The sequence below is a fragment of the Streptomyces sp. JLBG701 genome, assembly GCF_058544905.1.
The window spans coordinates 5,362,615-5,375,239 of sequence record NZ_CM178588.1; the positions used below are offsets into that span (position 1 = coordinate 5,362,615).

Annotated in this window: 12 protein-coding genes; 3 read left to right on the forward strand and 9 right to left on the reverse strand. The window is 70.4% G+C overall.

The window, feature by feature from the left end; all coding sequences use genetic code 11:
* Window positions 1-118: 118 nt before the first annotated feature.
* On the reverse strand, window positions 119-1,075 hold the full coding sequence (locus AC5DRG_RS24565) for a GlxA family transcriptional regulator (protein WP_491812791.1): 957 nt from the start codon (window positions 1,073-1,075) through the stop codon (window positions 119-121).
* A gap of 206 nt (window positions 1,076-1,281) precedes the next feature.
* On the opposite strand from AC5DRG_RS24565, the gene AC5DRG_RS24570 reads away from it, so the two are divergent.
* Window positions 1,282-1,902 (forward strand): dihydrofolate reductase family protein, encoded by a 621-nt coding sequence (locus tag AC5DRG_RS24570; RefSeq protein WP_491812793.1) that lies wholly within the window; start codon window positions 1,282-1,284, stop codon window positions 1,900-1,902.
* A 12-nt stretch (window positions 1,903-1,914) separates the two neighbouring features.
* Here the strand turns inward: AC5DRG_RS24570 and AC5DRG_RS24575 are convergent, their stop codons facing one another.
* From AC5DRG_RS24575 to AC5DRG_RS24585, 3 genes are all read right to left on the reverse strand, one after another.
* Window positions 1,915-3,393, reverse strand: a complete 1,479-nt coding sequence (locus AC5DRG_RS24575) for an MFS transporter (RefSeq protein WP_491813137.1) — start codon at window positions 3,391-3,393, stop codon at window positions 1,915-1,917.
* A gap of 167 nt (window positions 3,394-3,560) precedes the next feature.
* Window positions 3,561-4,049: an HAD domain-containing protein gene (locus AC5DRG_RS24580; protein ID WP_491813138.1), complete on the reverse strand. Its 489-nt coding sequence runs from the start codon at window positions 4,047-4,049 to the stop codon at window positions 3,561-3,563.
* A 38-nt stretch (window positions 4,050-4,087) separates the two neighbouring features.
* On the reverse strand, window positions 4,088-4,711 hold the full coding sequence (locus tag AC5DRG_RS24585; protein WP_491812794.1) for an RraA family protein: 624 nt from the start codon (window positions 4,709-4,711) through the stop codon (window positions 4,088-4,090).
* A 195-nt stretch (window positions 4,712-4,906) separates the two neighbouring features.
* Between AC5DRG_RS24585 and AC5DRG_RS24590 the strand changes: the two genes are divergently transcribed.
* The gene (locus AC5DRG_RS24590) at window positions 4,907-5,764 is read left to right on the forward strand and encodes a nitroreductase/quinone reductase family protein (RefSeq protein ID WP_491812795.1); all 858 of its coding nucleotides are present in this window, start codon (window positions 4,907-4,909) and stop codon (window positions 5,762-5,764) included.
* A gap of 47 nt (window positions 5,765-5,811) precedes the next feature.
* On the opposite strand, the gene AC5DRG_RS24595 is transcribed toward AC5DRG_RS24590, so the two are convergent.
* Both AC5DRG_RS24595 and AC5DRG_RS24600 read right to left on the reverse strand, forming a co-directional pair.
* The gene (locus AC5DRG_RS24595; protein ID WP_491812796.1) at window positions 5,812-7,836 is read right to left on the reverse strand and encodes a HelD family protein; all 2,025 of its coding nucleotides are present in this window, start codon (window positions 7,834-7,836) and stop codon (window positions 5,812-5,814) included.
* Between the two features lie 32 nt (window positions 7,837-7,868).
* Window positions 7,869-8,519, reverse strand: a complete 651-nt coding sequence (locus AC5DRG_RS24600) for a TetR/AcrR family transcriptional regulator (RefSeq protein WP_491812797.1) — start codon at window positions 8,517-8,519, stop codon at window positions 7,869-7,871.
* A 61-nt stretch (window positions 8,520-8,580) separates the two neighbouring features.
* On the opposite strand from AC5DRG_RS24600, the gene AC5DRG_RS24605 reads away from it, so the two are divergent.
* Window positions 8,581-9,543, forward strand: a complete 963-nt coding sequence (locus AC5DRG_RS24605) for a zinc-binding dehydrogenase (protein ID WP_491812798.1) — start codon at window positions 8,581-8,583, stop codon at window positions 9,541-9,543.
* Between the two features lie 49 nt (window positions 9,544-9,592).
* On the opposite strand, the gene AC5DRG_RS24610 is transcribed toward AC5DRG_RS24605, so the two are convergent.
* From AC5DRG_RS24610 to AC5DRG_RS24620, 3 genes are read right to left on the reverse strand one after another with little or no spacing between them, the layout of a single operon-like run.
* On the reverse strand, window positions 9,593-10,339 hold the full coding sequence (locus AC5DRG_RS24610) for an HAD family hydrolase (RefSeq protein ID WP_491813139.1): 747 nt from the start codon (window positions 10,337-10,339) through the stop codon (window positions 9,593-9,595).
* Entirely contained in the window at window positions 10,225-11,583 is a 1,359-nt protein-coding gene (locus AC5DRG_RS24615; RefSeq protein ID WP_491812799.1) for a phosphotransferase family protein, read from the reverse strand. The genes AC5DRG_RS24610 and AC5DRG_RS24615 overlap by 115 nt, the downstream gene beginning before the upstream one ends.
* An 8-nt stretch (window positions 11,584-11,591) precedes the next feature.
* A complete protein-coding gene (locus AC5DRG_RS24620; protein ID WP_491812801.1) occupies window positions 11,592-12,482 on the reverse strand; it encodes a winged helix-turn-helix domain-containing protein in 891 nt (296 codons plus the stop codon).
* Between the last annotated feature and the right edge of the window lie 143 nt (window positions 12,483-12,625).

Below are 12,625 nucleotides of genomic sequence, written 5' to 3' on the forward strand. Positions count from 1 at the left end.
TTCCCTTCCAGACCCTTCCAGACCAGGCTCGCCCGCGGCCGGCGCCTCTGACAGTGGCGGGATCGCCATGGTTCAAAAGGATCCCGCCACACCCCATCGGCCACACCCTGCCGGGCGGTCACTCGCCCCGGGTGAAGGTGCGCCGGTACTCGCTCGGTGTGGTGCCGAGGATGCGCTGGAAGTGCAGGCGCAGGTTCGCACCCGTACCGAGCCCCACGTCGGTGGCGATCTGTTCGACGCTGCGCTGCGAGCGTTCGAGCAGTTCGCGGGCCAGGTCGATGCGGGCGCGCATCACCCACTGCATCGGCGTATAGCCGGTCTCCTCGACGAAGCGCCGGGAGAACGTGCGCGGCGAGACCCCCGCCTGCCGCGCCAGTATGTCGAGAGTGAGGGGATCGCCGAGCCGGTGCAGCGCCCACTCACGGGTGACCGCGAACCGCTCGCCGAGCGGCTCGGGGACGCTGCGCGGCACGTACTGGGCCTGGCCGCCGCTGCGGTAGGGGGCCGCGACCAGACGCCGGGCCGCGTGGTTGGACGCGGCCACTCCGAGGTCGCCGCGCAGGATGTGCAGGCACAGGTCGATGCCGGAGGCGGCGCCGGCCGAGGTGAGCACGCTGCCCTCGTCGACGAACAGGACGTTCTCGTCGACCTGGACGAGCGGGTGCCTGGCCATGAGGGCCCGCGTGTAGTGCCAGTGCGTCGTGGCGCGTCTGCCGTCGAGCAGGCCCGTGGCGGCGAGCGCGAAGGCGCCCGTCGAGATGGCGGCGAGCCGCGCGCCCCGGTCATGGGCGGCGATCAGCGCCTCGACGACGGCCCGCGGCGGGTCGTCGCGGTCCGGGAACCGGTAGCCGGGGACGAAGACGATGTCGGCCCACGCAAGCGCGTCGAGGCCGTGGGCGACGGAGTACGCGAGGCCGTCGCCACCGGTCACGAGCCCGGGTGCCGCCCCGCACACCCGCACCTCGTACGGCATGCTCGCGCGGGTCGTGAAGACCTGCGCGGGAATTCCGACGTCGAGCGGCTTCGCACCCTCAAGCACAAGGACGGCGACGCGATGCAGGCGGGAGGCTGGCACGGGAAGAGGTTACGTGGGGCGCGATTTCGATACGTCCACTGCGCGGACCGGACGGCCGACACGCCGGCCGGGCGATGGTTCACCCCCGGGCAAGCTCCCCCAGCGCGTCCAGAGGCAGCTGTCGAATACGCCGGTTCCCGATCGACGTAGGAGTGAAGGCAGCCCATCCAGGACTCGCAGGAACACAGGACTCAGGAGCACCCATCGTGACCGTAACCGCGGATCTGGCCATCTCCCTCGACGGCTACATCGCCGGCACCGGCGTCTCCATCGACAACCCCGGCGGCGACGGCGCCGAGCTGCTCTTCGATTGGATGCACGAGCTGGCGAGCTGGCGGGAGCGCCAGGGCATGACCGGCGGGGAGGAGAACCGCGACTCGGAGTTGATCCGCGAGTGGTTCGACGCCACCGGAGCCGTGGTCATGGGCCGGATGATGTACGACACCGGCGAGGAGTTCTGGGGCGACAACCCGCCCTTCCGGACCCCGGTCTTCGTCCTCACCCATCGCCCCCGGCCGACCCTCGTCAAGCAGGGCGGCACCACCTTCACCTTCGTCACCGACGGCATCCACAGCGCCCTCGACCAGGCGAAGGCCGCCGCCGGCGACCGGAACGTCGACATCGCGGGCGGGGCGAGCACGGTGCGGCAGTACCTCGGGGCGGGGCTCATCGACGAGCTGCAGCTGCACGTCGTACCCGCACTCCTCGGAGCGGGACTGCGGCTCTTCGAAGAGGGACTGGGCCACGGGCGGCGGCACATCGAGCCCGTCAGGGTGGTCGACACCGCCGTCGCCACCCACCTGAAGTACCGGTTCGTCACGTCGTGAGGTGGCGGCTGCTCAAGGAACCGGCCCCGCCCCGCCCTTGAGCCGTTCCAGGTCGGACGGCCGTACCTGGATGACCAGGAGGGCGATCACCGCGGCGATGGCGGTGAAGATCGCGGCCACGACGAAGGCGGCGGAGACGCCCGCGGTGAGGATCTCGTCGGCCCAGGGGTCGGGGGGCTGGCCGGTGCGCTGGAAGCGGAGCCGTTCGGCGGGGGTGGCCTGGGCGAGGAAGGCCGGGATCTGTTTGTCTGCCTCGTTGTTGCTGGCCGTGCCGAACATCGTGACCAGGATGGACAGGCCGAGGGAACCGCCCACCTGCTGCGTGGCGTTGAGGAGCCCGGAGGCCGCGCCCGTCTCCTCGGTCCGCACGTTGGACAGCGCCATCAGCGTCAGGGACACGAACTCCATGCCCATGCCGAGGCTGAACACCAGGATCGGACCGAGGATGGAGCCCGCGTAGGTGGAGTCGACGTCGGTCAGGGTCAGCCAGGCGAGGCCCGCGGCGGCCAGGATCGCGCCCGTCACCATGAAGGGCTTCGGCCCGTATTTCGGCAGGAGTTGGGAGGCGATCCCGGCGCCCACCGCGATGACCGCGCTCACCGGCAGGAAGGCGAGGCCGGCCTGGAGGGGGCTGAAATCCAGCACGTTCTGCACGAACAGGGTGAGGAAGAAGAACATGCCGAAGATCGCGGCGGCGAGGCTCAGCATCATGCCGTAGGTGCCCGCGCGGTTGCGGTCGGCGAACATGTGCAGGGGCGTGATGGGTTGCCGGGAGCGCCGCTCGATCAGGACGAACACCACCAGGACGACCACGGCCGCCCCGAACGAGGCCAGCGTGAACGGGTCGCGCCAGCCCTCCTGCGCGGCCCTGATGAAGCCGTACACCAGCAGCACCATGCCGATGGTGGAGGTCAGCGCGCCCGCCAGGTCGAAGTGGCCCGGGTGGCGCTCGGACTCGCGGATCCAGCGCGGGGTCGCGAGGGCGATGAGCAGACCGATCGGCACGTTCACGAACAGCACCCAGCGCCAGTCGAGATACTCGACGAGGATGCCGCCCGCCAGCAGCCCGATCGCACCGCCGCCCGCCGAGACCGCGGCGAACACCCCGAACGCCCTGTTGCGCTCGGGCCCTTCGCGGAAGGTCGTACTGATCAGGGCGAGGGAGGTCGGGGACGCGATGGCGCCGCCGACACCCTGGAGGGCGCGGGCGGCGAGGAGTTGGCCACTGCTCTGCGACAACCCACCGAGCAGCGAGGCGAGAACGAACACCAGCACACCGAAGATGAACACCCGCCGCCGGCCGAGGATGTCACCGGCCCGGCCGCCGAGCAGCAGCAGTCCGCCGAAGGTGAGCGTGTAGGCGTTCACCACCCAGGACAGGCTCGTCGTGGAGAAGTCGAGGGAGCTCTGGATGTGCGGGAGGGCGATGTTCACGATGGTGATGTCGAGGACCACCATGAGTTGACAGGAGGCGATGACCAACAAGGCCATCCCACTACCACGTCCGCCGCCGTTCTCCTGCGCCTCGGCGGCGGTCCGCGTCTCGGGTGTCGGCTGCGGGTTGCTGGTCATGGCATCGCGCCCTCGAAGAGGGTCAGTGGCGGCGCATTCCGGCCACCTTTCGACGGTACGCCGCACCCGTGCACGTCACCAGTCGATCACCCGCCCCGCAACCACTCCCCCAACAGGGCGAAGTCCGCCTCGGTGAGCCCGTACCGGTGGTCCACCCGATGCAGGAGGGCCCGCCCCGGGTGGTGAGCTGCGGCCCAGTCCCGATCGGCCTCCCCGATCTCGTCGTCGACCCAGACGAAGGACCGGCCCGCGGCCCACGCCACGAGGGGCTGGGTCTTCCAGTGCAGACCGCCGCCGGGCGGCTCGTCGTCGGCCGGATCCGGCCAGTCCAGTACGGGCAGCGGCGGCAGGCCCAGCCAGGGTGCGACACACGCGTTGGCGTCGTCCATCCAGGTCGTGGCCCACACCAACTCACAGCCCAGCGCCAGCAGTCGCGGACCGAGCGCGGGGTCGATACGGGTCAGCAGCGGCGGGGCGTCTGCCGGCGGCCGCGCATGGCCCGTCTCGTAGACGGGGTACGGCCGCGTCGCCCCGAAGGGGAGCAGGGTCCCGTCGACATCGAGGAAGAGAAGCACCGACATCGGATCAGCCTCCATCCTCCATCCCCCAGCCCTCAGCCCTCGAATCCCTGCTCCGCCAGGATCTTGTCGATCCGTGCCCGGTGTGTCCGCTCCCACTCCTCAAGGGACTCGGCCGCCTCCTTGGCCAGTTTCGTGTGGGCTGCCGTGAGGATCTCCTCCCGGCGGGCCGCCGGTACGACCACGACGCCCTCCTCGTCGGCCACCACGATGTCGCCGGGCTCCACCCGCACACCACCGCAGCGCACCGGAACGTTGAGCGGCTGTACGGCCGACTTGGTGCCCGGGATCGGGATGACGCCACGGGCGAAGACGGGGAAGCCCAGGTCACGTACCTCGGCGAGGTCGCGGATCACCCCGTCGGCGACGAACGCCGTGATGCCCCGACGCGCGGCAACGGCACACACGTTGCCGCCGGCCAGCGCGTAGTCCAGGTCACCCGACTCCACGACGACGACGGAACCGGGCTCGGCGCGGTGGATGGCCGCGTGCAGCATGAGGTTGTCGCCGGGCGGGCAGCGGACGGTGAACGCCGGGCCCGCGACGCGGGGAACCGGGCCCCACAGTGGCCGGATCCCGATGTCCATGACCTGCTTGCGGCCCAGCAGATCGGCGAGGGTGGTCGTGGGGACGCCGGTGAAATCGGTTGCGTGGGTCATGAGGACGACCGTAGCGTCCCTCCCATGACTGCCGGGTCGGCCTTGTGCCGTGAGCGAGTTGGGTGCCCGGCCTCTGAGTGAGGCCGCCGCGGCGGGCCAGGGGCCCTCCGTTTCTCTTTCTCTTCGCCGTCTTCGTACAGGCCTTTGTACAGGCCGTCGTACAAACACAGATCAGCGACCGAGAGAAAGAAGAGAATGCCCGACCCCTTCGACATCCATGACTTCAACCAGCGCGTCATCGACGAGTTCCGCGCCAACCGCGGCCAGCTCACCGGCTTCTTCGCGGGTGCCCGCATCCTCCTGCTGACCACCACCGGCGCCCGTACCGGCACCCCGCACACCACCCCCGTCGGCTACCTCCCCGACGGCGGCGAACGCACCCTCGTCATCGCCTCGGCCGGCGGCGCCCCCAGCCACCCGGCCTGGTTCCACAACCTCGTCGCCCACCCCCAAGTCACCGTCGAGAGCGGCGTGTTCACCTACGAGGCACGGGCCGTCGTCCTCACCGGCGAGGAACGCGACACCGCCTTCGCGCGAGCCGTCGAGACGGACGCCGGCTGGGCGGCGTACCAGGAGAAGACGGACCGCGTCATCCCGGTGGTGGCCCTGTACAACATCTCCCAGGGTGGCCCGGGGAAGATCAACGCCGGTTCGCCGGGCGAGGCGATCAAGGTGGTCCACGACGCCTTCCGCCACGAACTCGCCCTGATCCACGAGGAGATGAACAAGGGCACGGGCAGCAGTCTGGGCGCCCAACTCCGCGTCAACTGCCTGACGTTCTGCCAGGGCCTGCACAACCACCACACCGGCGAGGACACCATGATGTTTCCGCTCCTCGCCGACCGCTACCCGCACGCCGCCCCCGTCCTGGCCCGCCTCGGCGAGGAACACGAACGGATCGCGACCCTCGTGGAGGACCTGCGCCGGGTGGTCACCGCGGAGAACACGGATCCGGCCGCCACCCGAGCCGAGGTCGAGCGCCTCACGGCCGAGCTGGAGGCCCATCTGACGTACGAGGAAGAGCAGTTGATGCCCTTGCTCGACGCCGCGTAGCCACCGCCGGGCGGCCGTTCCCGAAGGCAGAAGCCAGAAGGCAGAAGTCAGAAAGGGAGCGGCCGCCCGTGCACCACGTCCAACCGCGACACCGCCCGCGTCAGCACCACGTACAGCCGGTGCAGCCCCCGCGTCTCCGACTCCGCGATCGCCGCCGGCTCGACGGCGACGACATGGTCGTACTCAAGTCCCTTGACCAGACTGGCCGGTACCACCGCCACCCGCGCCCCCAGCTCGTCCGGCCCCGCCGCCACGATCCCGGCCGCGTCGAGCGCGTGCCGCACCCGGGTCACGTCCGCGTCGGCGGCGAGGACCCCGATGGCCCCTTCCTTCACCAGCGCTTCCCGTACGGCGTCCACGACCGAGCCGAGCACATCACCACCGTCCGGCACCGCCCGCAGCCTCAACTCCCCGTCCCCGCGCAGTGATCGAGGGACCGGGACGTCGACGTCCAGCCGCTCCAGCAGCCGGTTCGCCAGTCCTACGACCACTTCCGGCACCCGGAATCCGATCGTGAGCGGCACCACGGCCGCGTCCGGTTTCCCCAGGTGTCCGAGCAACTCGCCCCACGATCGCGCCGACCAGGGCGTGGTCCCCTGGGCCAGATCCCCGAGCACGGTCAGCGAACCGAAGACCGCCCGCCGGGCGATGGCCCGGCACTCCATCGGGGAGAGGTCCTGCGCCTCGTCGACGACGATATGGCCGTATCCCTCGGGATGCTCGATAAGCCCGGCGACCTCGTCGAGCAGGACGAGGTCGGCGGCCGACCAGCGCGCGGACTTCCACGAGCGCGGCGGCTTCGCCCACAGCACCGCCTTCTGCTCGTCCGCGTCCAGCAGCCCATCGGCTACGGCCGCCAACGCCCGCTCGTCACCGAGCAGTTCGGCGACGACCTCCTCGGCCCGCACCCGAGGCCACACCGCGTCGAGGAACGCACTCACCACACCCGCTCGCCCGATCTTCCGCACCCAGGCGGCCCCGCACACCTCACCCCGCCGCTCGGCCTGCGCCCGAACGCACCCCACGACCCGCGTCCGCACCCGCTCCCGCCCGACGGCGTACGGCGGACTCTCCTCCCGCACGGCCTCCACGATCCGCGTCAGCGTGTCCGTCGAGACCCGCCAGCGGTACGAACCGTCCGTGAGGGAAAGGGAGTTGATGCCGTCGGTGGTCACGCGTGCGTACAGCGCGCGGCGCAGCACCTCCGCCATCCGGACGTCGTGCTTGACGGCGGCGGCGCGCTCGTCGTCGCCGCCGGTCACGGGCTGGCGCGCGATCTCCTCGGGGAGGGTCGACTGGCGTACGCCGGTCTCACCGAGGGCGGGCAGTACCTCCGAGATGTAGGAGAGGAAGGTGCGGTTGGGCCCGAGGATGAGCAGTCCGCCGCGCCGGATGCGCTGGGAGTGGGTGTAGAGGAGGTAGGCGGCTCGGTGCAGTCCGACGGCGGTCTTCCCGGTTCCCGGGGCGCCCTGCACGCACACGGAGACGGCGAGGTCACCTCGTACGAGATCGTCCTGCTCGGGCTGGATGGTCGCGGCGATGTCCCGCATGGGCCCGACGCGGGGCCGCTCGATCTCGTGGGTGAGGATACGGCTGGGAGGACCGGGTTCCTGCTGGTCAGGACGGTCGAGGTACTCGTCCTCGAACCCGGTGAGGTCGGCGGAGTCGCCCCGGCTGCCCGCCCGCCAGCCGAAGCGACGGCGGACGGCGACGCCCTGTGGGTCGTGGGCGCCGGCCTGGTAGAAGGCGCGGGAGACGGGGGCGCGCCAGTCGACGACGAGGGGTGGGGCGGCGGGATCCTCGCTGATGCGCAGCCGCCCGATGTGATAGCTCTGCCCCCGGTGTTCGCCGGTGTCCCCGAAGTCCAACCGCCCGAAGAACAACGGCCCTTCGGGCAGCTCACGCATCTCCTTCGCCCGGCTGCGCAGCCGGTACCCGAGCACTTCGGCGTCGGCCCCGGAGGCGGAGACGTCCTCACCGCTGACGACGTGTTCCTCGGCGCCTTCGACCATGGCGGCGAGGGCGGCTCGGCAGGTGTCGTGGTGGGCGCGTTCGTGAGGGAGGGCCGTCATTCCGTCGAGAGTACCGGAATAACGTAACCGGGTTAAATCTTTGACTGGGTAACGCGAGTCGGGGCGAGTTGCGGCAGCCCGTCCCCCAGCCGCGCGAACGCCCGCTCGGCCGCCGCCACGGCGTCCGCCCGCACGTCCTCGACGGCTTCCCCGCCGGCAACCCTCCGCAGGTTCTCCTGCGCGAGCACCCTCTGCACGGCGACGATCTGCCCGGCGGCGAGCCGCGCGTCCAGATCCCCGCCGAGCGCCTCGGCCAGCGCGGCCTCCGAACGCTCCAGATACTCGAACATCCGGGCGACCAGCGAGGGGGTCCCGTAGAGCAGCGCATTGAAGGCCAGTACCTCGGGCTCGCCGTTCAGCCCGGTGATGGGATCAGACCGCCGAAGCCCGTCGAGAAAGTGCTCCCGCAACGCGGCAAGGGGCGACGGCCCCTGCCTGGCGATCCGCGCGGCCTCCTGCTCGTGATCGGCGAACCGGTGGAGGACCAGATCCTCCTTCGCCGGGAAGTACCGAAAGAGCGTCGGCTTAGAGATCTCGGCCGCGGCAGCCACCTCGGCGACGGAGACGGCATCGAACCCCCGGTCGAGGAACATCCGGATCGCGATGTCCGACACGGCTTGGTACATCCGCTGCCGCTTACGCTCCCGCAGGCCGATCTCACCCGTCTCGCTCGTCTCGCTCATGGGGCCGAGCCTACGGCCGTCCCTTGACCTCAATCCCACTTGAGGTAGCAGGCTCGGCGCCATGCGAGCAGCAGAGGTGAAGGAATTCGGCGGCCCCGAGGTCCTGGTCCCGGTGGAACTCCCGGACCCTGTCCCGGGCCCGGACGAGGTACTGATCGAGGTCGCGTACGCCGACACGATCTTCGTGGAAACCCAGGTCCGCTCCGGCTGGGGCCGCGAATTCTTCCCGGTCACTCCCCCGTACGTCCCCGGCGGCGGCGTCTCCGGAACGGTCACCGTACTCGGCCCGAACGTGCCCGGGGAGTGGCTGGGCCGCAGGGTGACGTCCTTCGTGCGGGGCAGCTATGCGGAGCGAGCGGTGGCCGCGACCTCGGCCCTGACGGTCGTACCGGACGAACTGGACCTCCTCCCGGCGGCGGCCCTGGTCCACGACGGGGTGACGGCGACCGGCCTGATCGAGCGCACAGGGGTGTCGGCCGGGGACCGAGTGCTGATCCTCGGCGCGTCCGGGGGCATGGGCACGATCCTGATCCAGCTGGCCACCGCACACGGCGCCCATGTGGTGGCACTGGCGCGAGGGCCGGAAAAGCTGGCCCTGGTAAGGGAGTTGGGCGCGAATGCGGCCGTGGATGCCTCTGCTGCCGACTGGCCGGAGCAGGCCCGCGGGGCGCTGGGCGGGGCGGCCGACGTGGTCCTTGACGGGGTGGGCGGCCAACTCGGCGCCATGGCCCTCCCGTTGACCGCCGACGGGGGCCGCTTCTCCGCCCATGGGGCGCCTTCAGGGGGCTTCGCTGAACTGGACAGCGAGGAGGTGGCCCGGCGGGGGATCAAGCTGTTCGGGATCGGGGACGTGCAGTTCTCTCCCGAGGAGCTTCGGCGGCTGACGGCGTACGCCCTCGGGGAAGCGACGGCGGGGCAGCTGCAGCCGGTGATCGGGGAGGTGTTTCCGCTGGAGCGGGCCGGGGAGGCGCATGCGGTGATCGAGGGACGGGGAGTGGTGGGGAAGGTGGTGCTGGAGGTGTAAGTGGCGCGCCGCCCGGGTGGCGGGCGGCGCCGTCTTGCCACTGAAGCCGTCACCCACCACCCGCGCGGCGCACGGCCTCGCCGACGAGGAGGTCTTCCGGCTCGTCGGCATCGCTCTCCCCCACTTGGTGGACCAACGGCCCAAACGACCCGACCACGACCTTCGCCCCGGCGTCACGCAGTCGCGCCCGCTTCTCGGGATTGCGGCCGTAGCCGATGAAACGGACGCCGGCGCGCTCGGCCGCCTCGACGTCCGTCGGGGTGTCGCCGATCATCACCGCGCTCTCCGGGGGCAGGCCCAGGTCCCGCAGGGCACGAAAGAGGACGTCCGGATCCGGCTTCATGAGGTCGGGGTCGGCGGACCTGCCGTGGATGGCCTCGAAGTACTCACGCAGGTGCTTGTCCTGGAGGTAGGCGTCGGCCGCTTCCGAAGCGTTGTTGGTGACGACGGCCAACCGCAGGCCCCGCTCGGCGAGTTGCCGGACGAGAACGTCGGCGTCCGGTGTCCGCCACGCGGTCCGCGCGGCGGCCAGCTCGCCCTCGGTGACCTTCGCTTCGAGCGCCTTGACCAAGTCCACGAACTCGCCGCCCCGCGAGGACCGGTGTACAGCCCGCAGCACCACGTGCGGGTCCTTGTCGGCCTGCTCCTGTGGCGTCAGTACGTCCGTCACGCCGAAGTCGGTCAGCAGTTCGCGTAGCTCGTCGGCGACGCCCCTCGACGAACCCTCGGGAAAGAGGCGGCAGATCGGCCCGTCGAAGTCGAACAGGACGCAGCGCGTCCCCGAGCCCGGCGCCAGAAGCTCCGCTGCGTCAGCGAAGCCATCGAGATCAACAACCATGCCGCTCCAAACATCTTGTGCGTTCCACGGTCCCGGGGCTTCCGGCCCCTGGGATTGTCGTCGTCCCCCCGCTGCCCGCTGTTTCCCCTTTTTTCCTGCCCTGACCCAAACGTCGGCGCCCGCCGATCGGAAGCCCGCCAGTGACGCAGCGCTTCCACCACAGCGGACGGGTCCGGCGGTGCGTCCACGAGGCTCAGCGGCTCGCGCGCCCGGTGCAGTGCCCGGCGCACCATCGCGGCGGCGCGGTCGAGATCCCGCTCTTCAGGGTCGTCCGGCAGGCTCAGCGCCGCGCGCATCACGTCGGCGAACACCGACTGCGCGTACTCGAATGCGAGGTAGACGGGCAGGTCGCGGTCCATGTCGGCGGTCATCTCCGCGTGGCCCGCGCGGCGCATGGCATCCGCCCACAGGTGGGTCATCAGCTCCTGCTCCGCCTTGCCGTAGTCCATCCGGACCATGTGGGTGGCGAGGTCGTGCAGCGGGTCCCCGTACAGAGCGAGTTCCCAGTCGATGACCGCCAGTCGTTCGCCGTCCGGGCCCGGCCGTACGACCAGATTGCCCCGGTGAACGTCCGTGTGGAGCAGGGCGAGCGGGCGCCGGGTCAGCAGGGGCACGGAGCGCATGAAGCGGTCCATCGCGTCGACCGGAATCCCGACCGCGTCGAAGAGTTCTCCGAAACGCGCTCGATTGGACCGGTGCACCTCCTGCTCAGCGAAGCGGGCGAGCCAATCTAGGAAGCCCTGGCTGTCGCCCTGTTCGGGCCAGCCTGCGGGGACGGGCGGCAGTTCGTCGCACGGCACATCGGCCAGGCGGGCGAAGAACTCCGCCAGGGCCATGAGCCGTTCGGCGCCGACCATGCCCTCGGGAGCCTCGTCGGTCAGCACCTGCCCGTCCAGGTAGCCATGCAGTGACCACTCCCCGAAGTCCGCCAAGCACTGCGGGACTTCGCCTACGTGGGCTGCCACCACACGCAGTACTTCCGACTCGCGCCAGATCCTCGGGACGACCTCGGGCGCCACGACAGGTGTGCGGAACTTGGCGAGGACGCGGCCGGAACGCGCACCCAAAAGGAAGGCAAGCGGCAGTCCCAGGGGCGCGATTCGGTTGCTGTTGTGATGGCCGGCGGCCACCATCCCGTCGGCGGTACTCCGGCGTCGCCGGCGCTCCGCGAGGACGCGCACGAGTCGTTGGCGGACGCCCATGGTTTCCCTCAACCCGCCGTCCCGTCATCGCCCAGCAGCGTCCAATTGGACTCGAACCATGCCTGCATGCTGGAGAAGAACTGCGAGTCCCGTGACCCCTCGTCCTCGTCCCGGCGGAAGTAGGTGTAGACCGAGCTCAGGCCGAGGACGTCCAATCCCGGGACCATCCGGCCTCCGCCGCCGGCCGGGAGTTCCTTCTCGATGACCTCGTAGGGGCCGAAGAGCATCTCGGTGTCGTTGAACACGTACAGCTTGAACTGAGGGGTCAGCGGCGTCGTACGGATCTCCAGACTGACCTCGACCTCGTCGGGAAGCTGTGTGAGCACCTCCCGCATCTGCTGCTCGTAGAAGCGGGCGATACCCAGGAAGCGTTCCCAGACGCTGGGGTCGGTGCGGTCCTTGGATCGGGGGTAGCCGAGCGGCGCGTCCCGCGACGGCAGCATCATGCGCACGGACACGCTCTGGGGGACCACGACCCTCCCGCTCACGATGCCCTCGACCCGCGCCCTGACATGGCCGTACAGGGTCTCGGAGGTGAGGGTGTAGACGTCCAGGGACACATGGGGCTGCTTGAAGGCCGCGGCGATCAGCGGCCCCGGCGTCGCCCGTCCCGGCTGTCCCGGCATCGCCCGTCCCGGCTGTCCCGCGCTCGGCGCCTTGAGCACCCTGACGCCGCTGCCCTGCCGTGAACTGACCCAGCCCTCTTCGGCCAGCTTCTCCTGCACGCCTTTCACGGTGTCCCGGGAGACACCGAACTCGTCGGAGAGTTGCCGCTGGGGCGGGAGCATGCTGCCCGGCGGGTACGTCCCGTCCTCCAGCCACTTGCGCAGGGCTTCCTCGACGCGCCGGAACTCCTTGCCGCCGCGCTCTCCACCGCCCGCACTCCCTGAGGTACCCACAGGTCGAACCTACCTCCATCACCCCACTAACACACCACTTCCCGTCAATTAACCACACCCATTGGGCTGGTGGTTAGTCGATCAACCAGTCCGGGCAAAGCCAAAGTAAGTCAACCAGTCCAATTGGACGACAAGCAGCCAGA

What these genes read in the sequence shown, in the direction of transcription:
- AC5DRG_RS24585 (WP_491812794.1), bottom strand. Translation starts at nt 4,711, where the DNA reads ATGACCCACGCAACCGATTTCACCGGCGTCCCCACGACCACCCTCGCC.
- AC5DRG_RS24605 (WP_491812798.1), top strand. Translation starts at nt 8,581, where the DNA reads ATGCGAGCAGCAGAGGTGAAGGAATTCGGCGGCCCCGAGGTCCTGGTC.
- AC5DRG_RS24595 (WP_491812796.1), bottom strand. Translation starts at nt 7,836, where the DNA reads ATGACGGCCCTCCCTCACGAACGCGCCCACCACGACACCTGCCGAGCC.
- AC5DRG_RS24590 (WP_491812795.1), top strand. Translation starts at nt 4,907, where the DNA reads ATGCCCGACCCCTTCGACATCCATGACTTCAACCAGCGCGTCATCGAC.
- AC5DRG_RS24615 (WP_491812799.1), bottom strand. Translation starts at nt 11,583, where the DNA reads ATGGGCGTCCGCCAACGACTCGTGCGCGTCCTCGCGGAGCGCCGGCGA.
- AC5DRG_RS24575 (WP_491813137.1), bottom strand. Translation starts at nt 3,393, where the DNA reads ATGGCCTTGTTGGTCATCGCCTCCTGTCAACTCATGGTGGTCCTCGAC.
- AC5DRG_RS24600 (WP_491812797.1), bottom strand. Translation starts at nt 8,519, where the DNA reads ATGAGCGAGACGAGCGAGACGGGTGAGATCGGCCTGCGGGAGCGTAAG.